At 39.9% G+C, this 25,416-nt stretch carries 29 protein-coding genes; 8 read left to right on the top strand and 21 right to left on the bottom strand.

Features of this window, described 5'->3' with window-relative positions; genetic code table 11:
- Positions 1-152: 152 nt before the first annotated feature.
- Entirely contained in the window at positions 153-791 is a 639-nt protein-coding gene (locus AC3WTJ_RS04535) for a helix-turn-helix transcriptional regulator (protein WP_492520767.1), read from the bottom strand.
- 225 nt (positions 792-1,016) lie between these two features.
- Here AC3WTJ_RS04535 and AC3WTJ_RS04530 point away from each other — a divergent pair, with 225 nt between their 5' ends.
- Complete coding sequence (locus AC3WTJ_RS04530; protein WP_492520766.1) at positions 1,017-1,574, top strand: DUF420 domain-containing protein; 558 nt, start codon at positions 1,017-1,019, stop codon at positions 1,572-1,574.
- Positions 1,575-1,711: 137 nt separating this feature from the next.
- On the opposite strand, the gene AC3WTJ_RS04525 is transcribed toward AC3WTJ_RS04530, so the two are convergent.
- The 6 genes from AC3WTJ_RS04525 to AC3WTJ_RS04500 form a co-directional block, all read right to left on the bottom strand.
- On the bottom strand, positions 1,712-2,329 hold the full coding sequence (locus AC3WTJ_RS04525; protein WP_492520765.1) for an alpha/beta hydrolase: 618 nt from the start codon (positions 2,327-2,329) through the stop codon (positions 1,712-1,714).
- Positions 2,330-2,414: 85 nt separating this feature from the next.
- On the bottom strand, positions 2,415-3,125 hold the full coding sequence (locus AC3WTJ_RS04520) for a class I SAM-dependent methyltransferase (protein ID WP_492520764.1): 711 nt from the start codon (positions 3,123-3,125) through the stop codon (positions 2,415-2,417).
- A gap of 74 nt (positions 3,126-3,199) precedes the next feature.
- Positions 3,200-4,393 carry an acyl-CoA dehydrogenase family protein gene (locus tag AC3WTJ_RS04515; RefSeq protein ID WP_492520763.1) on the bottom strand — a complete coding sequence of 398 codons (1,194 nt, stop codon included), beginning with the start codon at positions 4,391-4,393 and terminating at the stop codon, positions 3,200-3,202.
- A complete protein-coding gene (locus AC3WTJ_RS04510; RefSeq protein WP_492520762.1) occupies positions 4,386-4,814 on the bottom strand; it encodes a hypothetical protein in 429 nt (142 codons plus the stop codon). The genes AC3WTJ_RS04515 and AC3WTJ_RS04510 overlap by 8 nt, the downstream gene beginning before the upstream one ends.
- A 55-nt stretch (positions 4,815-4,869) precedes the next feature.
- The gene (locus AC3WTJ_RS04505; RefSeq protein WP_492520761.1) at positions 4,870-5,454 is read right to left on the bottom strand and encodes a GNAT family N-acetyltransferase; all 585 of its coding nucleotides are present in this window, start codon (positions 5,452-5,454) and stop codon (positions 4,870-4,872) included.
- Between the two features lie 167 nt (positions 5,455-5,621).
- Positions 5,622-6,146, bottom strand: a complete 525-nt coding sequence (locus AC3WTJ_RS04500; protein WP_492520974.1) for an O-acetyl-ADP-ribose deacetylase — start codon at positions 6,144-6,146, stop codon at positions 5,622-5,624.
- 160 nt (positions 6,147-6,306) lie between these two features.
- Here AC3WTJ_RS04500 and AC3WTJ_RS04495 point away from each other — a divergent pair, with 160 nt between their 5' ends.
- Positions 6,307-6,552 carry a hypothetical protein gene (locus tag AC3WTJ_RS04495; RefSeq protein WP_492520760.1) on the top strand — a complete coding sequence of 82 codons (246 nt, stop codon included), beginning with the start codon at positions 6,307-6,309 and terminating at the stop codon, positions 6,550-6,552.
- A gap of 243 nt (positions 6,553-6,795) precedes the next feature.
- On the opposite strand, the gene AC3WTJ_RS04490 is transcribed toward AC3WTJ_RS04495, so the two are convergent.
- The 5 genes from AC3WTJ_RS04490 to AC3WTJ_RS04470 form a co-directional block, all read right to left on the bottom strand.
- Positions 6,796-7,461 carry an HAD family hydrolase gene (locus AC3WTJ_RS04490; protein WP_492520759.1) on the bottom strand — a complete coding sequence of 222 codons (666 nt, stop codon included), beginning with the start codon at positions 7,459-7,461 and terminating at the stop codon, positions 6,796-6,798.
- Positions 7,462-7,728: 267 nt separating this feature from the next.
- On the bottom strand, positions 7,729-8,595 hold the full coding sequence (locus AC3WTJ_RS04485; RefSeq protein WP_492520758.1) for an SDR family oxidoreductase: 867 nt from the start codon (positions 8,593-8,595) through the stop codon (positions 7,729-7,731).
- A 289-nt stretch (positions 8,596-8,884) separates the two neighbouring features.
- A complete protein-coding gene (locus AC3WTJ_RS04480; RefSeq protein ID WP_492520973.1) occupies positions 8,885-9,772 on the bottom strand; it encodes a glycine betaine ABC transporter substrate-binding protein in 888 nt (295 codons plus the stop codon).
- A 5-nt stretch (positions 9,773-9,777) separates the two neighbouring features.
- Positions 9,778-10,611, bottom strand: a complete 834-nt coding sequence (locus tag AC3WTJ_RS04475) for an ABC transporter permease (protein ID WP_492520757.1) — start codon at positions 10,609-10,611, stop codon at positions 9,778-9,780.
- Positions 10,586-11,809 (bottom strand): quaternary amine ABC transporter ATP-binding protein, encoded by a 1,224-nt coding sequence (locus tag AC3WTJ_RS04470; protein WP_492520756.1) that lies wholly within the window; start codon positions 11,807-11,809, stop codon positions 10,586-10,588. The genes AC3WTJ_RS04475 and AC3WTJ_RS04470 overlap by 26 nt, the downstream gene beginning before the upstream one ends.
- 230 nt (positions 11,810-12,039) lie before the next feature.
- Here AC3WTJ_RS04470 and AC3WTJ_RS04465 point away from each other — a divergent pair, with 230 nt between their 5' ends.
- Positions 12,040-12,600, top strand: coding sequence for a GbsR/MarR family transcriptional regulator (locus tag AC3WTJ_RS04465; protein ID WP_492520755.1), 561 nt, complete (start codon positions 12,040-12,042; stop codon positions 12,598-12,600).
- A gap of 258 nt (positions 12,601-12,858) precedes the next feature.
- Here AC3WTJ_RS04465 and AC3WTJ_RS04460 read toward each other — a convergent pair whose 3' ends face one another.
- Complete coding sequence (locus tag AC3WTJ_RS04460; RefSeq protein WP_492520754.1) at positions 12,859-13,287, bottom strand: MarR family winged helix-turn-helix transcriptional regulator; 429 nt, start codon at positions 13,285-13,287, stop codon at positions 12,859-12,861.
- 166 nt (positions 13,288-13,453) lie between these two features.
- Here AC3WTJ_RS04460 and AC3WTJ_RS04455 point away from each other — a divergent pair, with 166 nt between their 5' ends.
- The gene (locus AC3WTJ_RS04455; protein WP_492520753.1) at positions 13,454-14,764 is read left to right on the top strand and encodes an amidohydrolase family protein; all 1,311 of its coding nucleotides are present in this window, start codon (positions 13,454-13,456) and stop codon (positions 14,762-14,764) included.
- A 12-nt stretch (positions 14,765-14,776) separates the two neighbouring features.
- Here the strand turns inward: AC3WTJ_RS04455 and AC3WTJ_RS04450 are convergent, their stop codons facing one another.
- Positions 14,777-15,325, bottom strand: coding sequence for a hypothetical protein (locus AC3WTJ_RS04450; protein WP_492520752.1), 549 nt, complete (start codon positions 15,323-15,325; stop codon positions 14,777-14,779).
- Positions 15,322-15,990 (bottom strand): phosphatase PAP2 family protein, encoded by a 669-nt coding sequence (locus tag AC3WTJ_RS04445; protein ID WP_492520751.1) that lies wholly within the window; start codon positions 15,988-15,990, stop codon positions 15,322-15,324. Before AC3WTJ_RS04445 ends, AC3WTJ_RS04450 begins: the two co-directional genes overlap by 4 nt.
- A gap of 122 nt (positions 15,991-16,112) precedes the next feature.
- On the opposite strand from AC3WTJ_RS04445, the gene AC3WTJ_RS04440 reads away from it, so the two are divergent.
- Positions 16,113-16,877: a YheC/YheD family protein gene (locus AC3WTJ_RS04440; RefSeq protein ID WP_492520750.1), complete on the top strand. Its 765-nt coding sequence runs from the start codon at positions 16,113-16,115 to the stop codon at positions 16,875-16,877.
- Positions 16,878-16,945: 68 nt separating this feature from the next.
- Here AC3WTJ_RS04440 and AC3WTJ_RS04435 read toward each other — a convergent pair whose 3' ends face one another.
- Positions 16,946-17,551, bottom strand: a complete 606-nt coding sequence (locus AC3WTJ_RS04435) for a DedA family protein (RefSeq protein WP_492520749.1) — start codon at positions 17,549-17,551, stop codon at positions 16,946-16,948.
- A gap of 262 nt (positions 17,552-17,813) precedes the next feature.
- Between AC3WTJ_RS04435 and AC3WTJ_RS04430 the strand changes: the two genes are divergently transcribed.
- The 3 genes from AC3WTJ_RS04430 to AC3WTJ_RS04420 all read left to right on the top strand — a co-directional run bounded on the left by AC3WTJ_RS04430 (position 17,814) and on the right by AC3WTJ_RS04420 (position 20,555).
- A complete protein-coding gene (locus AC3WTJ_RS04430) occupies positions 17,814-18,344 on the top strand; it encodes a C40 family peptidase (protein ID WP_492520748.1) in 531 nt (176 codons plus the stop codon).
- A 139-nt stretch (positions 18,345-18,483) separates the two neighbouring features.
- Positions 18,484-19,182 (top strand): response regulator transcription factor, encoded by a 699-nt coding sequence (locus AC3WTJ_RS04425; protein WP_492520747.1) that lies wholly within the window; start codon positions 18,484-18,486, stop codon positions 19,180-19,182.
- 5 nt (positions 19,183-19,187) lie between these two features.
- Positions 19,188-20,555: a HAMP domain-containing sensor histidine kinase gene (locus AC3WTJ_RS04420; RefSeq protein ID WP_492520746.1), complete on the top strand. Its 1,368-nt coding sequence runs from the start codon at positions 19,188-19,190 to the stop codon at positions 20,553-20,555.
- Between the two features lie 45 nt (positions 20,556-20,600).
- Here the strand turns inward: AC3WTJ_RS04420 and AC3WTJ_RS04415 are convergent, their stop codons facing one another.
- The 5 genes from AC3WTJ_RS04415 to AC3WTJ_RS04395 are packed head-to-tail and all read right to left on the bottom strand — an operon-like array spanning position 20,601 to position 25,405.
- Positions 20,601-21,722: an MGDG synthase family glycosyltransferase gene (locus AC3WTJ_RS04415; protein ID WP_492520745.1), complete on the bottom strand. Its 1,122-nt coding sequence runs from the start codon at positions 21,720-21,722 to the stop codon at positions 20,601-20,603.
- Positions 21,723-21,749: 27 nt separating this feature from the next.
- Positions 21,750-22,436, bottom strand: coding sequence for a response regulator transcription factor (locus AC3WTJ_RS04410; RefSeq protein WP_492520744.1), 687 nt, complete (start codon positions 22,434-22,436; stop codon positions 21,750-21,752).
- Positions 22,433-23,911, bottom strand: a complete 1,479-nt coding sequence (locus AC3WTJ_RS04405) for a sensor histidine kinase (protein ID WP_492520743.1) — start codon at positions 23,909-23,911, stop codon at positions 22,433-22,435. The genes AC3WTJ_RS04410 and AC3WTJ_RS04405 overlap by 4 nt, the downstream gene beginning before the upstream one ends.
- 17 nt (positions 23,912-23,928) lie before the next feature.
- Entirely contained in the window at positions 23,929-24,675 is a 747-nt protein-coding gene (locus AC3WTJ_RS04400) for an ABC transporter permease (protein WP_492520742.1), read from the bottom strand.
- Positions 24,668-25,405, bottom strand: a complete 738-nt coding sequence (locus AC3WTJ_RS04395; RefSeq protein WP_492520741.1) for an ABC transporter ATP-binding protein — start codon at positions 25,403-25,405, stop codon at positions 24,668-24,670. Before AC3WTJ_RS04395 ends, AC3WTJ_RS04400 begins: the two co-directional genes overlap by 8 nt.
- Between the last annotated feature and the right edge of the window lie 11 nt (positions 25,406-25,416).

Here is a 25,416-nt window from a genome sequence, read left to right as displayed (position 1 = left end):
CAATATGCCAAAAAAGCCGCATCAAATGCGACGTTTCATGTACCCGCCAAAAACATGTTAGATTTCATTCTATTTGTTTTTAGATTAATGCAAAAAAACCAACCAACATAAGTAAGTTGATTGGTTTTTTTATTCATATGCTTTCGCACAATTTATTTCACGCGGACTTCATCCAGTAAGCTATAGAGAGTAAATTTAGAGATATCCAGAAACTGGCACACCTTATCTCCAGCTTTCTTAATTAGAAATGCTCCTCGTCTATCGAGAAATTGGACTGCTTTCTTCTTGTCCTCTTTCCCCATATGGGAAACGGGTATTCCTATCTCGTTATGGCATTGCTGAAGCAAATAATCCAGTAAATCACTCACATCATTAACGAATACTTCTTCCGTTTCTTGTTCTATGCTGTGCATCGTGATCGATTTAAGTGCTTTTTCAGCCATAATTAAATCAGAGATATCCATATTTATGCAAATAGCTCCGATAATCTCCTCATTATTATTTTTGAGGTAAATAGACGATGATCGAAGAATTTTTCCATCTTTCGTTTGCGTGATATAGTTATAGCGATCACCGTCTTTGTCAGAACCTCTCAAAACTTCCAGCCCCAAATTGCTCCCACAATCACCAATTCTTCTTCCAGTAATGTGGGAGTTCTCGATACCTACAATTGTATGCTCATAATCACCAGTCAAATCATGAAGGACAACTTCGCATTTATCCCCGAATTGAGCTGCAATTCCTTTGATAATTTGCTTTAAAGATCCAAGTTCATCGTTTATATGTTCCAATCACACCACACACCTTAAAAAAAATAATATCGCATTAAAATTTTTAATAGTGCATATTCTAACCTTATTTTTGCCATTTAGCAACATCCTTACTTCAATACCTTTTGAAGACTATAAATCGTCAATAAGATTTCGCTATTTTGACATCTAAGGCTGATTATACTTCGACAAAACGGCTTATAATGAAGCCATTACCATGTGGTACGAAAGGAGATTTTTGATTAAATGAGCAATAATAACCATGTACCAAGGCAAGCTAGCAACAAAAATTATACGGCTGCCATTGTTACCATCTCACTTGTCGCAAATATCGTTATATTACTCTTGTTCTTCTCACCGATTGGTTACAAGGGCGAGATAAATTTTGACCTTACCATCTTTCCAAGAATCAATGGGGTGTTGAACAGCTTCACCTTCATCTTTCTGCTAGCCGCTTTGATCGCAATCCTACGGAAGAACGTAAAGCTTCACAAAGGGTTTATTCTAGCTGCCTTCTCTTCTACCCTGTTGTTCCTTGTCTCCTACTTAACATTTCACTATATGTCCTCGGAGACGGCGTTGTTCGGTGGTAAAGGAATTATCAGGCCGATCTATTTTTTCATACTAATCTCTCACAGCATTCTTGCCGCCATCATCGTGCCACTTGCCTTGTTCACTCTGGTATGGGGTTGGACTAACCAATTGCATAAACATCGTAGAATTGCCCGTTGGACAATGCCGATCTGGTTATATGTGAGCTTAACCGGGGTTGTCGTGTTCTTAATGATGAATCCGTATTATTAAGGGGATTTGAAGGAGCAGTTGCCGCGGCATTCTGCTCCCTATTATTAATAGTAAACCTACTATTTAATTGATTTTAAAATCATTTCTAGCGCCTGCTTCAACTCCCGTTACTTTGAAAAAGAGCTGTCGCTTAGACGCTATTTATATTTGAAGAAGCGATTAGAATCCTCCGCTAATGTTTTCATTATCTCCAAAGATTGAAGTAAATCATTAACCTCTAATGCATGGTTAGCATCTTTTATTCTAATTACATCTGTATTTGGAAATTCATCTATTCGTTCAATGTCGCTCTCATGAAAAAGTCTGTCGTTTGTGCCGCAAACAACTAATCCACCAAATTTCTCAATTATTGGTATCGTTGATCTGATAGGTGTTAGAAATAGATGTCTTATGTTTCTATCTGCAAATAGTTCAGCCGTTTTTCCAGCAATGTAAGTTCCAAGGCTCTTGCTTACAAAAACAACATCTAAATAATCGTTAATTACCTGGTTTATTGAGTTGTAGCATTCTTGAATCACCTTATCGACGTTTGACTCTTCAAATGCTCGTCTTGCAGATTGGTAGCCATACTCAAGTAGTAACAGATCATGTCCCGCATCATATGCTGATTTACCCGTATAGTATAAAAGAGGCAATTCACATGAGTAATTCTGTCCTGGGAAAAGCACGGCAACTGAGGTGTTATCATTTTTTATGTGTTTGTGTGATAGTTCCGCTCCCCAATATGAAGGTAAAATAACCTTATCAACTTGCACGAACAACACCTCTTTACAATTGATTTGGCAATACATTCGGTGTATATGCATTTATTCCCTAAACGTTAACCGTAAGCTTAATGAGTTATTTTATTTTTTTAAACAAAGCAGTAAGTAAACCTGAAACACCAAACATTGCACTTGAAGCTTCCATTTCGAGCATATCCCGTAATTCGATTACTTGAAAAGCATTAAATATCTCTCTTAATTTTTCGTCCGTGTAACCTAAACCACCTCTGAGGCTCCTTAGTCTATACACTTCCCAATCAGATATATCCGAACCCCCAAGTTCCCCACCAACCTTAAAGCAAGTTATTGCAAAAAAACCATTTGGTTTAAGCGCTCTATTCAACAATTTTAGATAACTCATCCTTCGATGAGGTGCGATATGGTGAAAACAACCCGAGTCGTAAATTATGTCATATATTCCTTCTTCAATATCTAATTCAAATATATTTTGCTTTATAAAATTAACTGAGACATTTTTATCCTCAGCACGCTGCTTTGCCCAATCAAGAGCTTCTTGGGATAAGTCCACTGCATCAACTCTACAGCCCTGTTCAGCAAAATAGATTGCATTCCTCCCAGGACCACAACCTAGTTCCAACACCTTTCCTGACTTTAAATATCCTCGATTAAAATACTGGACTAAATTTTCATCAGGTAAATTCACAAAAAAAGGGACTTCCTTTTCCTTGTCAGAATAAAAGTTGTCCCAATTGAAACGTGATTGTTCTTTTATCAACGTGTCCAGCATATTCAAGACATCATCATAATTAAAAATTGATTCCTTCATCGGATAACCTCCTGACGATTTGGCAATGGAGTTGAAGAAGGTTGGCTTAATTTACATCCCCTTGCCATCGGCTTTTATGAATTCGTAAGTTTCACCTCATCCAAAGCTCTCTGTGCCAATCCGTTAACCACAATGTCGTCCATCGGCGGATTATGCAGCCCTGCACGCACGTCGCGGTACATCCGCTCCAATGGTAAAGTGCGTGACAAACTCGCAGCACCAACGATGCGCATCGCTGTATCTACAATCGAGATCGCATGATTCGTGGCCACATGTTTGGCCAAGCCCAGCTCCGGTTTTAGCGCTTTGCGCCGTTCAGGTTCCCGGTCCCAGCGATCGGCAACCGAGTAAAGCACCGTGCGCGCCGTTACAAGTGCGATTTCCATTTCGCCGATTTGACGTCGAATATTCGGTAATTCAGCTATCGGTGTATTCAGGCTGTTCGGTCGATAGTGCTGTGCATAGTTAATCGCAAAGCTTCTAGCCGCATGCGCAATCCCAATATAACAAGCGGGAATATGCAATAGCCACCCACCTTCGTCGGGTTTGCGCTCCTTGCGTGGTGCTCCCGAACGATGAATAAGCTGATCATCTGGCACGAATACGTCTTCAAGCACCACATCGTGGCTCCCCGTAGCACGCATACCAAGTGTGTTCCATGTTTCTTCTATACGTACGCCAGATCCGGAACGTACAAAAAAATCCCCTGTTTCCTCCGTGCCCTCAATCGCTGCCGAAACAGTAAAACATGTGAGTATAGGACTCAAAGTACTGTAGGTTTTGCGTCCACTGATCAGCCATCCGCCTTCTGTGGCAACGGCCTTCGTTTCCGGTCTTCCCCCCCGACTCGGACTCCCTGTTGCCCTTTCCGTCGCCAAATTATTAATTAACGCACCTGTTTCCACCGACTCTCGGCAAAAACGTGCATACAACGTTTCCGGCCAAGCATTCGTAAAGCGTAGCTGGTGCATCAAACCAACGTGCCAGCCCACAGCAAGCGTTGTTGACCCGTCGCCTCGCGCGAGTCGTTCCTGGGCAAGTACCAATTCGTACAGCGATGCTTCCTCTCCGCCGTAAGCTCGCGGTATTGTCAACTGCAAGTAGCCTGATTCACGAAGATCCGCGAAATTAGCGAACGGGAAGCTTCCCTCTGTATCATGATGTGCCGCACGACTCGCGAAGATGGCTGCTAATCGATCAGAACGTTGCGCAATCTCCGCCTCTCGTTCATTACGAATATATATATCTGTTTCTATGCTCTCAGTCATTTGTCTCTCTCCTCTGCATGTAAATATTATGAACTTGCTTTTTTAATTTAATTATTATTATTCCTAGAACTGTTCCAATAAAAAGACTTATTAATGAATACGGGATTCCGAGTCCAATTAACACTAAACCATTTGCAGGATTATCATCAACACCACGATTAGGATCACCAGTTGCTAGCATGTAAAACAGATAGAGTACATAAAAGATAGTGAAAGACATTAAAGAAATTAACAACTGCCTCCACTGACCAAGTGAAACAATCAAACTGCTAATGGTATTTGTTAGAAATAACACTATAAATCCATAAGATACTCTTGAATCTAAATACTCTCCATTAGATCCAAATAAATATTTAAAATATAGTAATGTTAATATTAGGTGTACCATTGATGGAATAGATCTTGCTATTATATTAGTCATTTATTTGCCTGCTTTGGGTTCATAATAAGAATTTCGACTATCGATTTCCATCAGTTTAATCACCATCAATGTATTTTTCAATATCAAAACTCCGACTATTTCTGTTCCATTCTTCTGCCAAAATTCCATAAACAATATGGTCTACATAATGGTCATATAACCATTCTGCTTGCCTAATGCATCCTTCATTTACAAAATTTAATCTTTCGGGAATACTCCTACTTTTCTGATTCCCTACAGCAGCCCTAATTTCAACTTTATTTAGGTTTAACTCACTAATTGCATAATCGGTCAATGCACTAGCCACCCTGGTCATAATTCCATTCCCTTGAAATTCTTCTCCAAGCCAATATCCTATATATGCAGTTTTATTTGACCAATTTATACTATTGTAGCCTGCAACTCCAACAATTTTATCTTTATATAATATAACTGTATTCAAGCTCTTATTTTCAGCGAAACTTTTTAGACATATTTTAATAAAGTCTATTGTATCTTCAAGTTGTATTGTTGCATCAAGCCAAGGAAGCCATTCTCTTAGATAACCTCTTGAATTATTTGTTAATTCAAATAGCCTCTCTCCATCCCTTAATTCTATTAGTTTTAAAGATAAGTCCTCATCAATTTTATGTATAAACATTGTCTCCTCCTTGAAGAGTGGTTATTTAAGCTTTTTTGTGCTAATCTCCCGTTACATCAATGGAACAAAGAGCAGCGCCGAAGGTTCTGCTCCCAGTTATGGTTTTCAATCATGTCCCGTTAATGTTAATAAGGAACTGAATAATCTAAATTTGCAGAACATACAATTTAAACAAAGCCTTTAATTGTTTTTAAATATATCTGATAATTATCATCATCGAGGCAAACGAACTGGATTCTTCTAAAAGAGTAATTATTCCCTTCCATAAATTCCCGTAATGAGCTAATGGCTATTTCAGCGGCCCTCTCTTTTGGGAATTTATAAATACCTGTACTTATGTTGGGGAACGCGATACTTTTAATATCATATTGGTTAGCAAGATCTAGGGTGTTTATATAGCAGCTTTTAAGTTTCTCTTCCTCCTTATTTTTTCCATTATTCCATACAGGTCCAACCGTATGAATAACGAATTTTGCATCTAACTTCCCCGCTGTAGTGATTACGGCCTCGCCAACTGGGCATCCTCCTTGTTTCTCTCTTATTTTCATGCATTCTGCAAGAATTTCCTTTCCTCCTGCTCTGTGGATAGCACCATCCACACCACCACCACCGAGTAAACTTGTGTTTGCTGCATTAACTATGCATTCCATTTTTGACTTTGTTATATCTTCCTTAATAACCTCTATATACACTGAATTTAATTCGATTTCCATTGTTTTAACGATCCTCCGATACAAAAAAGCTTGGCTCATGATTCAATTCATACTACCATAATTTGGGTTGATAAGGCACTTGATAGAATGGAAAGCGTTAAAATATGCTAATATTGTTAATATGGAGGTGGTTAATAAAATGCAACAAATCTCTGATTATCTTTTTATGTTTTCTATAATTCTGCTTATATTGACCTTACTTTTTAAAGGAGTAGGCTCTAAAGGTTCTTCTAACCCAATGGGGAACATTGATTTAGCCATGCATGAAAACCATGGTAATGATTTGAAAAGTCAGGATTCGATTATCAAAAATATATTTAAATCAGTTTTCGTATGGATTTCAATTTTAGGAATACTTGTTTCAATACTCTTGTCGAAATTATAAATACCTACCAGAATTATTGAACAAAAAAAGGCGCTGTAAAAGGCGCCTTTTTGTTCGTTTTCAGGTAAGCAGCAAGAGAGTGAAGATCAGTGAGCTTAGGACACGCTTTCACCAATTGAACTAATGTTCCTCATTAAAATACTCATCTTTCAAAATTATGTTGCCAATCTGTATGTCCAATACGCGAAAGATAACAAATAAGATACCAATCGTAGGTTATCTTCAAATATTTCACTTCCCTCTTCATGGCGTAAACAATGATATCAATTCTTGTAACGAATTTATGATGTAATCTGGAGAATAATTTTCTGGCAATACTTTATTTTTTCGATTAATCCAAGCAACCTTAATTCCTAAGTTTTGGGCACCAGCAACATCACTAGAGAGTGAGTCACCAACATGTAGAACTTCTAGGGGGCTAAGATTATATACCTCAAGGGCTTGCTGAAACATGTCGGGTCTTGGTTTATATGATTTTACATCCTCACTGGTAATAATATTTTCCAATGATAATCCATTATGATGAATTGCTGATTGAATGTCATTTCGGTCGATGTTGGAGAGGATTATTTTCGGGGTACTACTGATATTCTTCAAAAATACATTTGTGTCCTCAAATAGTTGGGGAGCTTGCCAGTGATCAAATAATATTTCGCTAAGCGCTCTAGGATTTTCAGACGAGTTGTAAAAAGCAATTGTATCCTCCAAAGAATGTAGTTCAATATCGCGCTGAGTTCTAAAGCTATCACCATAAGATGAATTAAAAGTTTTTGAAAAAGAGTTCCACCAGTATTTTCCGATCTCTTTGGTTGTAGTAACAGTTGAAGTTGATCTTAAAATTTTACTGCATATTTCCTCAATAAACACATCATCTTCGTGTACGAGTGTGCCGTAGAAATCAAGAAACACTGCTTTGTATATAATATTCCAACACGTCCTTTATTTATTTCTTTATTACCTTATTTTTATTACTTTATCACTTTACCATAGTAACGCATTTGAATTATTTTGTATATAACTATCCTCCCGTTACAACGGGCCGCGAGTCTAACTTATATATTTTAAAGTGGGGCTTGCTTCTTAGTATAGGCTTAATTCGAACAAAAAAGCTCATTCCTATTACGAATGAGCCTTTGCGAGTTACATTAGGTCGAGTAACTTTGCTTTCTTCCAGTATCAGTTCTTGCTTTTTAATGTTCTAAGAATGAAGGATGAGAAATCATTTGGCTTTCGTCCTAATATCCACATTAAAACATTAGAATTACCGATAGATCCATGTTCATTATAATGTTGAAACATCTTTACTATTGTATTTACTTGATATTCACCTAGTCCACGCTTTTTTAATTGTGCTGCAAACATTTCGTCTTGCGGCGTTTCAACTTTGATTTCATGGCCAAAATGTTGTTCCATTACTGCTATCATATCAGACAATGATAAATTTTCAGGTCCAGAAAGTTCATATGAAGCTCCTGTATGTCCCGGACGAGTAAGAATGATTGCAGCTGCCTCGGCTAAGTCTTCTAAGTCAATCATACATATGCGAGTTTCTTGAGCCGTAAAATACTTTTGTTGAAAGATACCTTGTTCACTAAGCAGTTTCCAAGACTCGAGTATATTCTGCATAAATATGCCTGGCTGAATAATCGTATATGGGATACCTGAATTCACCAGGAGCTCCTCAACCATAAGTTTTTTCTGATGATGCGGCATTTCTTGAATGACGGGATGTATGACGGAATGGAATACAAAATGTTCAACTTCGGCCAAGCGAGCCGCTTGTATGATTACTTGTCCGATTTGAACCTCATCGGGATTCATTGCTGAACAAATGTGGTATACAGCCCTAATTCCGATTAATGCCTCATTTACAGCATTTTGATCCAGCATATCGCCTGTAACGACTTCCATCTCACCTAATGATTTAATATCCTCGATTTGTTCGGTTCTTCGAACAAAAGCCCTTATCCGCTCTCCTTTAGAAAGCAAAGCTTTAATGACTGCACGACCAGTTTTCCCGTTTGCTCCAGTTATAAGGATCATTTTTATTTCTCCTTTTATATAGTAAAGTGCTTTTATTAATCAGTTTGTCAATTTCGATTTATGCGCACATTCCCCATTTCTGTCTTCCCGAAATTTAATAATGCCATCATACTGGATCTCTTTTATTTATTCCAACGCATTTCAAGTTATATTCTTATTAATTAGAAGGAATGAATGGGGTCGAACACGAAGTTGTGTTCATAAAAAAAACCGCGAAATTCGCGGCTGATATTTTTTATATGTTTATATCCTCATTTGTTCATCAATCGAAAAGCTCTCATCTTTTTCCTTATTTACTGTTCAGTTCCTCAATTGAATTGATATTCATATATGTGGGAACTACTAATCCTAGTTTAGTACCATTCAGATTCGGCCCCAGATCTTCAAATTTTCCCTTATACTTATCATAATAATCTTTATGCGTCGTTGGAAGCCAGGCAGCTACTATTGCATCCGCACTTCCATCTGAAATTCCTGCCCACATCGGTCCGGCTTCTACCTGCAGCATTTCCACTTTGTATCCTAGCTTTTCTTCCAAAACAGCTTTCACGACATTCGTGCTGGCAATTTCGGAATCCCATGCGACATAGGCGAGTTTTAGCTTTTTGCTTTTTTCTTGAGCTAGATCTTTTACCCAACCATCAACCTTATCGGCATTATCCTTTACCCAAGCGGCAGCTGCTTCTTCCGGTTTTTTCCCATCAATGATCGCAGACATTACGACGGCCATCTCTTCCGGGGTCCATTCGAACCTGTCCAACATGGTATAAGCCGAAGGAGCATCCTTCTTCAAGTTATTCCTCACAATGGTATGAATCTGTTCATCCTTTCCGAACACACCTTTAGGATCGTTCAAATATTTAAGCTCATATTTGGCAAACATCCAGTGAGGTGTCCAACCCGTTACAATGATTGGCTTCTTAGCTTTATAGGCTTTGTCGAGAGCGGCTGTCATTGCGGCGCTTGAGCCTTCTACCAACTTCCAATCTTTCAGATCGTAATCACTGATCGCTTGGGCAGCTTGTTTCATTAATCCCGCTCCAGGGTCAATCCCAATGATTTCATGATGTACCTGGCTTCCAATGTTTCCTTCGGACGATACTTGTTTGGAGCAACCTGTAATCACGGTTACTGCAGCCAAACTTACCAATACCAAATCTCTGATTTTATTCCTCAATTTATTCACACGCTCCTCTTTCTTTTCAGAATATACTGACTCATTCGATCAAGAAGTATGGCTAATACGACAATGGATAAGCCCGCCTCGAACCCTTGTCCTGTCTTAATCTGTGTCACTGCACGGTAGACATCCGCCCCTATACCTTGCGCCCCAATCATAGAGGAAATAACAACCATTGATAATGAAAGCATAATTGTTTGATTAATTCCCGCCATAATCGACGGCATTGCTAATGGGAATTGCAATTTGAACAATTTCTGTGTTCTTGTTGAACCGAATGCATCGGCAGCTTCTACTAAATCTTCTGCAACTTGCCGAATTCCTAAATTCGTAAGCCTTATTGTTGGAGGTACTGCAAAGATCACAGAAGCAATAACACCAGGAACAACACCTAATCCAAAGAACGTTACAGCTGGTATTAAATACACAAAAGCAGGCATCGTTTGCATAAAATCCAATAATGGCGTAATTACGTCACGAAATTTATTGCTTTGAGCGCACCAGACTCCTATTGGAATACCAATGATGATAGAAATTAACGCAGAAGTCAGAACAAGCGCTAAGGTGTCCATCGTATGGCTCCAAAACCCTAAATTATCTATTAATAAAAGACCTAGCGCTGAAAATAGCGCAAATGACCAGCGGCCCAAATAAAAGGCTAATGCACAAATTATTGCGATGAATAATAAAACCGGAACACCTTGGAAAACAAAAGACAAGGCATTCACGCATCCCTCAATGCAAACCGAGAAGAATTGAAATAGTACGGCCAAATTAATTTCCAGTTTATCCACGATAAATTCTACCCACTCATCTAGAGGAATCTTGGGAATCATCCTTATGCACCTCCTCTTTAGCAATGGGTTGTCCAGCTAGTGCTCCAAGAACGGCACCGCGAACAATGACACCGATAATACGATTGTTCTCATCAACAACGCCTACCGGATATTTTGAATTTCCACATATTTCGAATAGCTCATATAGCATTTGCTCCGGCGCCACCGTAGGCGCACTTCGGATGACGATGTCCTCGAGTGTTTTTCCTACTCTTACTGCTTCAGAAGCATCTTCAGCTGTGATTACACCAAGCAGTTTTTTCCCACGATCAACTACAAATAAGTTGGATATGCCGCTTTCCCGCATAAGCTGAAGAGCTACCCTCGGCCCCCTGTCAAGGCCAACCGTTTCTGGCCTTCGCATCACCGATGAGGCTGTCAGTACTTTAGACAGGTCTACGTCCTCGACAAATCGTTCAACATATTTATTAGCGGGGTTCATCATAATCTCTTCCGGCTTCCCAATCTGAACGACACTGCCATCTTTCATCAATGCGATCCGGTCACCGATACGAAGCGCCTCATCCAAATCATGTGTAATAAAAATAATTGTTTTCTTCATTTTATCTTGCAACTCTAACAACTCATCCTGCATATCTTTACGGATTAATGGATCTAGTGCACTAAACGCCTCATCCATCAATAAAATATCAGGATCGTTAGCCAGCGCTCTGGCAAGTCCTACCCTTTGCTGCATACCGCCGCTTAATTGCGACGGCATACTGTCCGCCCACTGTTGCAATCCTACAAGACTCAAGGCCTCCAAGGCCTTTACTCGTTTCTCCGCCTTACTTTTCCCCTGAATCTCAAGCCCGTATTCCACATTTTGAGCAACCGTTCTATGCGGAAACAAGGCAAATTTCTGAAATACCATACTGATCGTTTCTCTCCGAACAAGGCGGAGCTCTTCCTCACTCATCTCGACAATATTTCTGCCGTGAATGTTGATGATCCCCTTCGTAGGTTCAATTAACCTGTTTAGCAGCCGGACAAGTGTTGACTTCCCGCTGCCTGACAGTCCCATAATGACAAAAATTTCACCAGGTTCTACGGAAAAGCTGACTTCGTTGACCCCCACTGTATGTTTCGTTTCCCTGTATATCTGTTCTTTGGAGACCTTACTATTCAATAGCGGAAGAACAGACTCGGGATCAGGCCCAAATACCTTGGTTACCTGATGCACATCAATAATTGCCACACGCTCACTCCTTTCTGTATGCGTTAATGCCCTCTTGCCTTTTAAGTGTAAAGAACTAAAGCGGGTTATGTCAACCATAAATTCTGTTTAATCTGTTTATACAGTAAAAACTGTACGAAACATTTTGAATGCTACTACATACTTAAGCATCCTATTCAATGACTTTCTTTACTTTATCGAAATTGTTTCTTACAATAACGTTGTACACATAAAGGCAGGGTGAACTTCGAATGGAACAACTAAACAATATAAGCTCCGAACAAGAGTTGATTATTCAAAAAGCGCGCAAACGCATCATTGAATCTATGGGCAAAAATATGGAACTCTATGGCATAACTCAATCGATCGGCCATCTATATGGATTGCTTTTTTTCCAAAACAAGCCCATGACCCTAGATGAGATGAGAGAAGCCATGGAAATGAGTAAAACCAGCATGAGCACTGGCGTGCGTACGCTGGTTGATTTGAAAATGGTCAATAAAGTTTGGGAGAAAGGATCGCGGAAAGACCTTTATGAAGTAGAAATGGATTGGTTCCAAACTTTCTCGGATTATTTTTCACTGAAGTGGCGTAAAGCATTGGAAATCAATCTCAGCTCTTTGCGCAAGTCAAAAGTTGAGCTTAATCAACTTAGTCAGCTATATCCTGACGATACTGCGCTGCAAGGCATTCTACAAACAGATATGAATAAAATCGACGAAGCTATTCGATATTACAAATGGCTGGATCGGCTAATTGACAGTTTTGAAACAGAAGAAATTTTTAACCTGGTACCTAAAGATCTGCCCTAGGATGATTATAGTTTAGGTTCATTATGCATGGTTTTTCCGTCAACCAGTAAAAAGAGGCATCAGTTAATCCGAACGCCTCTTTTGCGATTTTACACTTTTAACAACAATTTATATTTATCTTAAAATAAAAAAATACCGCAACCGCGCGGCATTTCATGTTTTCCTCATTATAAGTTTCGTCTACAAGCTCTAAGGCATAGATTCCCCTTGCAACCCCATCCCTTAAGCTCCTCCGCGGCATCCAACCCAAAGGCTCCTTTAAATGCGTTCATTAATTCTGATCAGTAATTTCTTTAAGATCATCTTCTCTTCGTCACTAAGGGCTTGAACGATTTCATCCTCCACTTTTTGGAAGGAGTCATTAAAGCCTTCAATCAATTCAACCGCTTTTGGTAATACATATATATTTTTTTGCCGTTCATTATTGGCCGGAATTTTGCGCTCGATGAACCCTTTTTGCTCTAGACCTTGAAGCATGCTTGTAATGCTTGCCCCGCGTAAATGAAACCGATCTGCAAGGTCCTTTTGAATAATCTGATTATTTTGGTTCTCATAAATGTAATCGATTACTTTTCCTTGTTGAGAACTTAATCCTAGCTCTTTAATACTCTCGTCCGCTCTTTTCTTTAATTTAAGACCGATAATTTGAAACAAATCCATATAAGGCGTATCTTTTCGGGAATGCATGATCGTCCATCGTCCCCTCTGTAATTGTTAGGAAACTAATTGTAAGTAGCTAAAATATACAGTGATCCTATTGGATTGTCAACTAAACATTAGCACATTGACAGTTAGAATTCTAACAGTTATACTCCGAAGTGTTGAGTCACAAACACATTGGGAGGAAATTAAAATGGAGAAAGTAAACCACAATGCTGTATTAGAACAAATTACGGCGATTACAAATGTACGAATCTTTGATGGCTATCAAATTATTGCTCCCAGACACATTATCATTAAAGGGGAATCCATTATCTCCGTGGGCGGAGACATTCCAGTCGATGCAACAATTATAAATGGCGAAAATATGACACTAATACCTGGTCTGATTGATGCACATGTCCATACCTCAATCGGCGGATTACAAGATGCCTTAAAATTCGGCGTTACAACGGAACTCGAAATGAACGGCGATTTTACTAAAAGAGGTCGCGAAATTCAGTTGAAAAATGTGGATGACGCCGCGGACGTCCGTTCTGCTGGTACAGCGATTACCGCTCCTGGCGGACACCCTGATGAATTATTGCCGGATGGAGATGAAATACCGGAATTCATATTAAAGGAACTGGAGAAGTTATCCGAGGAAGACAGGGAGGCAATGCTGGCCGCATACGCTCACGATCACGATGAAATCCCTCAAGTGACGACGGTTGAAGAAGCGGTCAAACATGTGCATGCCCAAGTGGAGAATGGAGCCGACTATATTAAGATCATGATTGAAGAAGGAACGGTCATGGGTGCACCTGGCCTGCCTCTTCTAAGCGATGAGATTCTAAAAACAGCTGTGACTGAAGCCCACAAGTTCGATAAATTGGTCATCGCCCACGTCTTGACAGCTTTTTCATCGAAGGCAGCCATCGATTTTGGTGTCGACGGTTTGGGCCACTTGTTTATCGACAGACCCGATAGCACGGCCGAATTAGTTAAGTCCATAGCGGATTCAGGAGCTTTTGTTATACCATGTTTGGTGTTGAATTCATCGATTATCGGAAATCCAGCTTCGGAATTGGCGAATGACCCGCGGGTTCATGCCAAATTAAGTCCGGATTGGATCGATATTTTGAACTCAAGCTTCAATACGTTCCCACAAGGCAAAATGGAAAACAGCTTTAAGAATGTGATGGATCTTCACCGTGCTGGAGTTGATATTCTTGTAGGAACAGATGTCGCGCCGGTTCCCGTTCCGAACCTTGGTGGCCTTGCTCATGGGGCCAGTGTCCACCACGAAATGCAGCTTCTGGTAAAGGCCGGTTTCACTCCGATCGAAGCTCTTCAGTCGGCTACAACCAAACCGGCCCGTTGCTTTGGTCTCCATGATCGCGGCCGGATTACCGAAGGTGCGCGCGCCGATCTTATTCTCATACACGGTGATCCGACTGCTAATATTTCGGATACCTTATCAATCAAATCCGTGTGGTTCAAAGGTTTGCGGCAACTAGGTTAGAACCAGCAACCACTATAAAAATGCATGAATCAAAAATAACACTGCAAACGCTAGTCCACATCTTAAATGCCATTTCTTATCGAGCCTTCTGTAGCGGAATAAACCCGAAATCGGTACCGGTAATAAGACAATTAATGCAAGCAGCCCGCTAATATTGTTGAAATCCCATTTAAAACCAAACATAAACACAGCAACCGTATGGAGTATTATAAGTGCGATAGCGAGAATAGCAATTGTAACATGATATTTCTTGACAATACGAAGCAGCATAACCAAGCCTTTTTTTAGATGAGCGAATTTCCCTAATATGCCTTGTTTAAGGATAAAAGCTAAAATATAATTCGATACGACCACGAATAGAGCTATACGGGCATTGGAGCCATAAGCCTTGAATGTACGCTCAAAAAGGCGGCTGTGCAATGTTGTTGATGGTAAATGAATAAGACTCCAAAGCTGCCATATTAGATAGATTGTGGACACTGCCATCGCACCAAATACCCATATGCGTTCTTTTTCAGGAATCCACGGTTGTTTCACTTTTAGATTTTGCTGAGAGTTCATCTTAACTCCTCCAATATCTTCATATCTTCATACCGTCTTTCCTGATATCGCTGATAATACCAAATAGAGAGGGCTAACCAACTACCGCTTGCTAGAAAACCGCCAAGAACATCGCTTGGATAATGTACGCCCAAATAAATTCTGCTGATTCCTATCGCCATAATCATAGTTATACTAATTACAATTAAAGCGCTACGACCAAGAGCAGTTGAAATATGCCGCCAAAGCAAAAAAGCAACAACACCGTATAAACTAAAAGCGGCCATTGAATGCCCACTTGGAAAACTAAAACCGTTTGCATCAATGATGCGGTGTAATACTGGTCTTGCACGTTTAAAGATAAGTTTTAAAGTTTCGTTTAAAATCACCGATCCGATGACAACGCTTATAAATAGAATCAATTCACTTCGATGATGTAGAACCTTATACAAGAAAAACAAAATAATTAGCGTAACAACGACAACTGGAAATCCTCCTCCTAGGAAGGTAAAGAATTTCATTATGCTTGTTAGAAGTGGTGTTTCTAACCCTTGAACAAACGAAATGATCACCTTGTCGAATTGAGCTGCCTTATGATCGGTTACCAAGAGCGCTATGGCTCCAAAACTAATTGCACTCAAAAGGCTTATAAAAAAAGCCCAGGTAAGTTGTATTTTCAAATTCACTAATGAATTAATCCCCCTTATCAATTAAAGAAATTTAATTTTTGAACTAAACTCTACTCCAAGTCCCTCAACTTCATTTGAATATGATAAATCGAATGATATCGAAAACAAGAGGTGCTGGAATGGTGAATAGAGCTCGAACAGTTGGCAGCAAATGGGTCAAAACAAAGGTGCTCTTATTAAACAAGGAACTTCGCAGATTTGTACCGGAAACAAGAGTCTACAGTCAAACGAACCTTCTTCAAATGCTGAATAAGCATAAAATGGTTTATGTCAAACCAATCAATGGCTCTTGCGGACAAGGCGTTATTCGTGTAGAGAAAAATGATAAATACCGTTATCAGGCTGGCAGAAATGCCAAATCATTTAGGACGTTTCAAGGCTTATTCGCTGCTCTAAGCAAAGCCAAGTTAAACAGATCCTATCTTGTACAGCAAGGTATTCATCTCTTAACGCACCAGAAGCGAATCTTCGACACACGTATCATGGTTCAAAAAAACCCTCATAAGAAGTGGGAAACAACTGGTTATATTGGCCGAGTTGCTCATCCTCGCAAGATCGTAACGAACTTTCATAATAGCGGCAAACCGCTGCCTTTAGAATTATTACTTGCTTCCCATTTAAAGAATCCACAGAAAAGTGGTTATATCCAAAGCTTAAGGCATTTAGGGTATCGAATTGCTACGCACTATCAGAAGAGTTATCCCGGATTTAAAGAAATTGGTGTCGATATTGGAATTGATAAAAATTTAAAACCGTGGGTGCTGGAAGTCAATACAGCGCCTGACCCTTTTATTTTCAACCAATTAAAAGATAAAAAAATGTTCTTCAAAGTCCTACGGTATGCGAGAGCAAACGGACGGTTCCTCCGTGCAAAACGCAAATAGTCATTATTCCTTGATCAGCGTACAACAGCTCCAATTCTCTTAAACAGGGGATTGGAGCTGCTTTCGTTTTAAGAGGGCAATTTTTGTTGACGTATCATCATTTTAACTCCTAATAAACCCAGAGCGACTACACCAGCCGCGACAATCAGCCATATTGGATGATGGAAATGCATAAACATGTGGTCCCACGCTTTACCAAGCTTTTGACCTAGAAAAACAATAACTAAAATCCAGGCCATTGCACCCAAATACGAGATACTTATAAATTTAGTGAACCGCAATTTGATTGCCCCTGCAATAAACGGTGCAGCATGCCTAAGACCAGCCACATAAAAGCCTACTAATAGTAAGATAGCTCCATGCTTCTTGAAATGCTCTGCCCAATTTTCTAATCTGCTTTCAGAGAGCTTAATCCACTTGGTTACTTTGCTAATCCGCTTCAACCCTATACTTTTCCCCAAGAGGTAATTAACTGTCATTCCAGCACACGCTCCTAGCCAAGCGAAGCCGATAATGCCACCTAAATGTAAATTCGTCTTAACGGCTATATAGCCTGCACCTAGCAGGATAATTTCAATCGGTAACGGGATGCCAACAATGCCAAGGAAAAGTGCTATAGAGATACCGGCATAACCGTAATGCGTGATAAACAAGATCATTGAATGATGATTCATCTTTCTTCACCTGCCTCGAATTGATCCTATCATAGGAATGTGAAAATCACATGAGAGAATTCTTTGAAAACGAAGATATCTTGTCTTTGGATTGTCAAGGTATTTCCGTTCATCCGATTCTCATGATCTTCTAATAATTGTCCTGTAAGCCTCACAGGACCTAGCATTCCCGCATGTTTGGTAATCTATAGGGAATTCCGGATATGTTAAGGTTATCTCAGGTGAAAACCTAAAACACGATCCTGAAGGGGGATATCCAATCATGAACAACATGAAAACGAACCGCCTAAGCAAATCGCTATTAGGTATTACACTTAGTGTATCCTTATTTGCATCTGCTAACCTAATGTTGGCGCCGCAATCCGCGCATGCTGCAAGCAATGTTTCTACAACAGCAGCTTCAGCTTCGACATCAACATCGATATCCGGGAAAGCAAATAGTATCCTTACAACTGGTAAACAATATTTAGGTGTCAGGTATAAATTCGGTTCTCAAAAAGGCAGCACTAGCGCCTTTGATTGCTCTTCTTTTACACAATATGTTTATGGCAAAAATGGGATTAATCTTCCCCGTTCGTCAAAGCAGCAGTCACAAGTAGGAACTTTTGTTGCTAGAAATCAGCTTCAACCGGGTGATCTTGTCTTTTTCTACTCACCAATTCATCACGTTGGTATCTACATGGGGAATGGAAAGGTTTTGCACACCTACGGCAGCCCTGGTGTTACGATTTCAGATATGAACTCTGGGTGGTGGAGCAAAAATTACAAAACAGCCCGTCGTGTGATTCACTAAAGCTTTATTTGAAAGCTCAGAAGACCTCTTTCAGTTCTCCAACTGAAGGAGGTCCTTTTCCTATGCCAGAACATCCAGCTTTCTAGGTACATAAGATGTAAGGTGATTCATTTCAAATACCTTGAAAAGAGAGCTGTTCATGTCACATAAATTACTTGTCATCGAAGATGAAGAGAAAATAGCAAGGCTGCTGCAATTAGAACTCACACATGCCGGGTATAATGTGGAACTAGCTTCAGATGGCTCAGAAGGACTACGAAAAGCATTGAATGCTAAGTGGGACCTCATTCTTCTAGATATTCTGCTCCCTGTATGCAACGGTTTTGAACTGATTAAATCCTTCCGCAAGCAGAATTCTGAAACTCCTATTATTGTGGTAACTGCCTGCGGCACCCCCGCGGATATTGTGAATGGACTTGATTTGGGGGGCCAGGATTATATAACGAAACCCTTTCACTTGGAAGAGCTGCTTGCTCGGATTCGCGCTTGTATACGCCGCCAAAATCAATTCCAACAACCCGATGATGAGCTTAATAAGCACGACTCCATGATTTATACGGTGAAAGGAACAAACGTGAATCTTCGCTCCAGAGAAGTGTTACAGAATGACATTAAGATCGACTTTACACCAAAAGAATTTGAACTCCTCGTCTATTTGATCGAACATCAAAATGAAATCCTTAGTCGGGAACAAATCATGAACGATGTATGGGGTTACGATTTTCTAGGAAATTCAAATCTGGTAGATGTATATATAAGGTATGTCCGCAAAAAGCTTCTTGCACCTTCCCCGAACATTCGCACAATCCGTGGTATTGGGTACCTCTTGGAGGTCTAATTGATATGAAAATCAAGACTAAAGCTTCTCTGCTTTCATTTTTTTGGTTAATTAGCATTCTAATACCGCTTACCTTCATTATTTACTATCTTTATGCACAGTATGAAAAAGAGGAAGAGCTCGAAACGCTTCAATTTACAGCTAATCAAATGCTAACACATATAAGTCCTATGGAATTGCTTCAAGAAGATAACTACCGAATATTAAGAAGGTATCTACCCGATCACTCTATGATTCGCTCACTTAATCTTTCTTCTAAGGTGATAAACCAAACAGCCAACAATGACGAACTAGCCGTTATTCCGCCAAAACACATGGATACACAAGAGGCTTATTCGCAAAAACTTAATGAACAGACCGTTATGATTGTTCGAACACCTATTCGCCAAGGAACAGAAGTCATCGGAACGTTAGAAATCATTACGGAACCAATAGAGCTTGACCAAAGCTTATACCGATTGGTTGGTATTATTGGCATCGTAACGCTTGCTGCTATGCTGCTCTCTCTATCTGCTAGTTTTTTATTGTCCAAACTGTTATTCTTACCGCTATCCCGTATGATTCAGACGATGAAAGAGATCGAAACGAGTCTTGCGATTACCAAACTACCTTTGAATCGAAAGTCAAAGGATGAACTCTATCAATTATCTGAGACATTTAATCATTTGATGGACCGGATCGAGATAAGTATGAAGAAACAGCGGCAGTTTATTTCTGATGCCTCACATGAGTTTAAGACTTCACTTACGATTATTGAAGGCTACTCGTCTCTCATTCGCAGATGGGGGTTTGAAAACATAGACCTTCATATGGAAGCTCTTAATGCTGTTCATGACGAGAGCAAGCGTATGAAACACATTACTTATCAATTGCTTGAATTGGCTGAACTCGACCACGAACCTAAATTAACGCTGTCCTTATTTGATCTTGTCACACTATGTAAAGAGAACATTCAACTTCTTCAGCCACTCTCCGACAAAGAATTCATACTTATCCCCACCGAAAGCAGCATCATGATGGAAGCAGATCGGCCGCAAATCAAACAAGTCCTCTTCATTATTTTGGATAATGCGATGAAATACATGAAACATCACACCCGGATCTACCTCTCTCAAACAGATTCAAATCATTGTATGCGCATTGTTGATGATGGCATTGGCATTCCCACAAAAGAATTGCCTTTCGTCTTCGAACGATTCTATCGCGTAGATCGATCCCGAAGCAGACAAACCGGCGGCTCAGGCTTAGGTCTAGCCATAGCTAAATGTATTGTCAGTTTGCATCATGGCACAATTCAAATAGCCAGCGATAGGCATAACGGAACAGAAGTCATCGTTACCATCCCCAAATTGAAAACCTCCAACCCGTTTTAGGACTTGGAGGTTTTGGTTTGGACTTTCATCTGGATCCTATCTCCCCTAAATTGACGCTAACATGAACTGGCCATTCCAATGATGCATCATATCTTTTACGATATGAGCTGCTGCATGATTTCGGTGCAATCCCTCCATATGATCCCGAATTTCTTCATATTGTTGAGGATGATGAATGAAATATTGAATGCTTTTCGAAAGTTCTTCGATTTTATTTGAGATTGATGCTACGCCGCGGCGTGATAAATATAGAGCATTTTCCTTCTCTTGACCGCCATTAGGCTTGAAGACGAAAACCGGCACTCTTAAGGCTATGGCCTCTGTCAACGTTAGTCCGCCTGCTTTCGTTACCATACAACTAGCTTGCGCCATCCAATCATGAAGATTATCAACAAACCCATGAATGGTTATCCCGTTATAAGCTGCAAACTCCACTTCCAATCTATGTTTTAACTTCTCATTATGACCACAAACAACAACCAATTGACAATTATCCAAATGAAAAAGCGTGCGCATCATTTCCTCGATATAACTTGTTACACCGCTATCTGTGGCCATGATAAGAATGATTTTCTTCGGCTGATTTCTTGCACGAATCCTCGTATTGGCGAACTCTTGCCTGAGCGGAATTCCACTAACATCTATTCGGTCCTTGCTAATTCCTCTTTCAATGATTTGCTTTTTTAGGTCTTCCGTTGCCACATAATATCGATCGACTTTCGGGTGAAGCCAACTAGCATGTAATGCATAATCCGTAAGCACGGTATAATTCTTAATCCCCATGGAACTACAAACGATTGGAGATGCACCGAAGGGGAACGTATTGACAACTACATCCGGACGTTCTTCGTGTATAATCTCTCTCAGCTTCTTTTGCCCTAAATAGGTCATCGACTTCTGAAATAAGGCCGTTTCTTTGGTTTCCCGTGTCAAATAATAGCTCCAACCATAATAGTCAATTCCTAGCCGCGAAACTTTCGTGCTTTTGCTAATCAACGTAGATGTAATCGAATGAATCCATGGATGGCCTTCTTTCATTAGATTCACAATCTTCACGTTCTCCACACCTTGCTGATTGAATTGCTGTAACAATGCTTTAGAAGCCTGGAGATGTCCATTCCCATAATTAGCCGTAAGGATTAAAACACGAGGATTAAATGGTATCATATGCCGACCACCTTTCATCACATACTTTTATAACCGGAACCGATAACCTGCTCCCCATACCGTTTCAATGTATTGCGAATTGGATGGATCGACTTCAATTTTTTCTCTTAATTTACGGATATGGACCGTAACCGTCTGGGCATCTCCCATAGCATCAAATCCCCAAATCCGTTCAAATAGGTGATCTTTACTAAATACTCGATTTGGATTCGTAGCTAGAAAATAGAGCAAATCAAATTCTTTGGTTGTTATATTGACTTCCTGATCATGAACAAATACCCGACGGGAACTATTATCAATTAAAAGTCCCTGAATGCGAATCTCATCTTTATTTTCTTTGGTACCAATTAATCGTTCGTATCGTGCTAAATGTGCTTTAACCCTTGCTACTAATTCACCGGGTTTGAAGGGCTTCGTAATATAATCATCTGCCCCTAGACCTAGTCCGCGAATAACGTCGATATCCTCTTTTTTGGCGGTTACCATCAAGATTGGAATCTGATATTTCTCACGAATTTGCTTGCATACTTCAAATCCATTTAACAAAGGCAGCATGACATCCAGGATGATTAAGTCGAACTCTCCACTAAGACCCAATCTAAGTCCTTGTTCACCGTCAGTTGCGATATCGACCTTATACCCATTTACCTCCAAATAATCACGTTCAAGTTCTGCAATGAGCTGTTCATCTTCAACAATAAGTACCCGTTTCATTCATTTCCACCGTCTTTACGCAACTTTTGCGGTAATTTTATCGTAATACAAGTCCATTCGCCTTTCATACTGTGTGCGCTAATGGCGCCGCCATGCCCCTCGATCATTTGTTTGGAAATCGCTAACCCTAACCCGCTTCCCCCATTGTTGCTGTTCCTAGAAGGATCTGCCCTGTAGAAGCGATCAAAAATGTATGGGAGTGCTTCTGCTTCTACACCAGCCCCATTATCCCTAATTTCTATAATGACACTTGTCCCTGCATTCTTTGCTTGCAAAGTGATGGACTTTTCCGTTTTGTTCATATATTTTAAGCAATTGTCTACAATGTTAGAAAAAACACGTCTTATTTTGTCTCGATCAATGGAAACCAGTGTCTGCTGGTCAACTGTGATATCTGACTTATAATGAATTCCTTTTTTATGGAGTTCAAATTCAAGTTCGTCCGACCAATCCACTAGAAAATCGGAGAAGTTGACGACTTCAAAGTTAAACGGCACTCGCTTTAAATCCAGTTTAGAAAATAGAAATAATTCATCGATTAAATGATCCATTTCTTCCGCTTTGGATGAAATGATTTCGATGTATTTTTGTCTTTTGTCCGTGGTATCCGCAATTCCATCACCTAGTCCATCGATATAACCTCTAATCGCCGTAAGCGGGGTCCGAATATCGTGCGAGATGTTAGAAATCAATTCTTTTCGGTTTTCTTCGTATTGAACTTGCGTTTGAATCGATTCTTTCAGCTGCTTACGCATTTGTTCGAAGGCTATACTGAGCTGCCCGATCTCATCCGTGCTTGTTATCTGAACTTGGAAATCCAGATCACCGGATTGGATCCTTTTCATTGCATTCTTTAACTTGCTTAGCGGTGAAATAATACTTCTAGAAACAAAATAAGTTAATGAGCTATGCGTCAGAACTAATATAATAAGGAGCGTTATAAAAAGAGCCGGGAAAAATTTCTGTACAAAATTAACTAACGGATTAACAGTCGTAATAATAAAGACACTTCCAGACTGCTGGCCAGTAAAATAAAAATCAAAAGAACTAATCTCCAGTAATTCATTCCCAATATGTTTGGCATCTTCGTGTTCCGGATGGCCAGGATGCTTAAATGCGGGCAATTGCTGAAGGACATCCGAATTTTCTAAGGTTGGAGATACATACACATACGTATTATCTTTTCGTACAATCATCCTTGAGTTATTGGTTTGCAGTTCTTGATCGATGTCTGCCAGATAAGTCAGATCGGCAAGCATGGCCGGATTTTTCTCCGAGGTTCGTTTCATCTCCTTGAACGTATGCTCCAGATTCTGATTCTCGAATAGTCCGACCCCGGAACTCACTTGTTCGCGAATACCTTGGAAGTCTCCACGGAATACCACGATTAATAAGATGGCTGTGATCATCATCATTACGAGTGGAATTAGCAGCATGGCTGCATAGGAAAGTAATAATTTCAGACGAATTGACATGTGCAGACCCCGTTTATTTATACTTCTTTTCGATCGAATTTATAGTAACCTAGTGCCATAAACAACATGCAACTTGAAATCAGGAAAAGTGAAGTCGTTACTAATTTACTATTGGAAACGGACGGACTTAACCATAACATATGCCAATCTGTATACGATGTTGGTGAAAAGGCAGCGAAATTGTGCAGTAAGAAGGGTGCTATTTTAGCTGCTGCAAAAAGAATGAGTGCAAAAACCATATATCCGCTGGCTGATTTGAAAAACTGGGAAACAAATACAAACAAGGACGATATGGCTACCATAGAAACAAAAGCAGCTACATAGGCTTTCAACATTCCCAATGTTTCCGTGAAGCTAGATGTTGTTCCAGCAAAAAAGCTACAAATAGAGGTTACGATACCAAGTACAATCAGGATTCCAGCCATACAGGTGACAAGAGCAGCCGCTTTTGTTCCATAGACTTGAAACCGTGAATTGGGTCGTAGTAAAGCAAGTTTCATCGTTCTGGATCCTACTTCGCCAGGAAATAAATCAGCCGTAATGGTTAAAATCAAGAGCGGGATCCAAATGCTCGTGTAAATCGATAGCATCTCAATCGGAAAAGACTGGCTAACTGCAAAAAGTCCAAGAAAAGGCTGTAATGCTTGAAGTGAAACAGCGAGTACGATCGGCAATAGAGCTGAAAAAATAGCAAACATCACGACTTTTTTTCGATAAAACATTAGGTAAAGTTCATTAAGGTAAGCAGCACGCCATCTATGCACTCGCGTTGTCCTCCTTTGGAAGCTGAAGCTCATCGATATAGAATTGCTCCAAGGATTGGTTTTTTTGCAATAAGTCAGAGACATATCCTTCTCTTCTCAACTGCCCCCCTATAACGATCCCAACTCGATTACATAACTGTTCTAACTCGTGAATCATATGGCTCGAAATTAGAAATGAGGTTCCCATTTCCGTGGACAACTGCTTGATTAATTTCCGAAACATCACGGTTCCTTCAATATCCAATCCATTCGTAGGCTCATCTAGTATGACGAGTTTTGGTTCAGGTAATATAGCCGCGGCAAGCGCTAATTTTTGTTTCATCCCTGTTGAATAGCCTTTAATTTTTTCTTTGCGTACTTTAAGTAAGCCTACACGATCCAATACTTCTTCGATTCGTCTCGATACAACAGCTGGGTAGAAACGAGCTACTAATGCTAAATACTGATTTGCTGTAAGAAAATCATAAAAATCCGCCGATTCAACCATCGTGCCTACATGCTGCATACCCGCTTCAAAATATTCGGGGATTCTATTATTAAACAAAGTAATTGTTCCTTGATCCGGTCGAATTAAACCCGTTATCAATTTTAAAAAAGTCGTTTTCCCTGCACCGTTTGGCCCGAGCAAACCATACACATCACCAGCATATAGCCGAAGCGCCATATCGCGAATTCCGCGTTTATTGCCATATTCTTTACATAGATTAGTTGTTTCTAAAATAATATCCATTTGGTTCCCCC

The sequence above is a fragment of the Paenibacillus sp. FW101-FHT12H11 genome, from assembly GCF_058790355.1.
The sequence above is the reverse complement of the archived record's forward strand: the minus strand, read 5'-3'. Positions and strand labels throughout refer to the sequence as shown.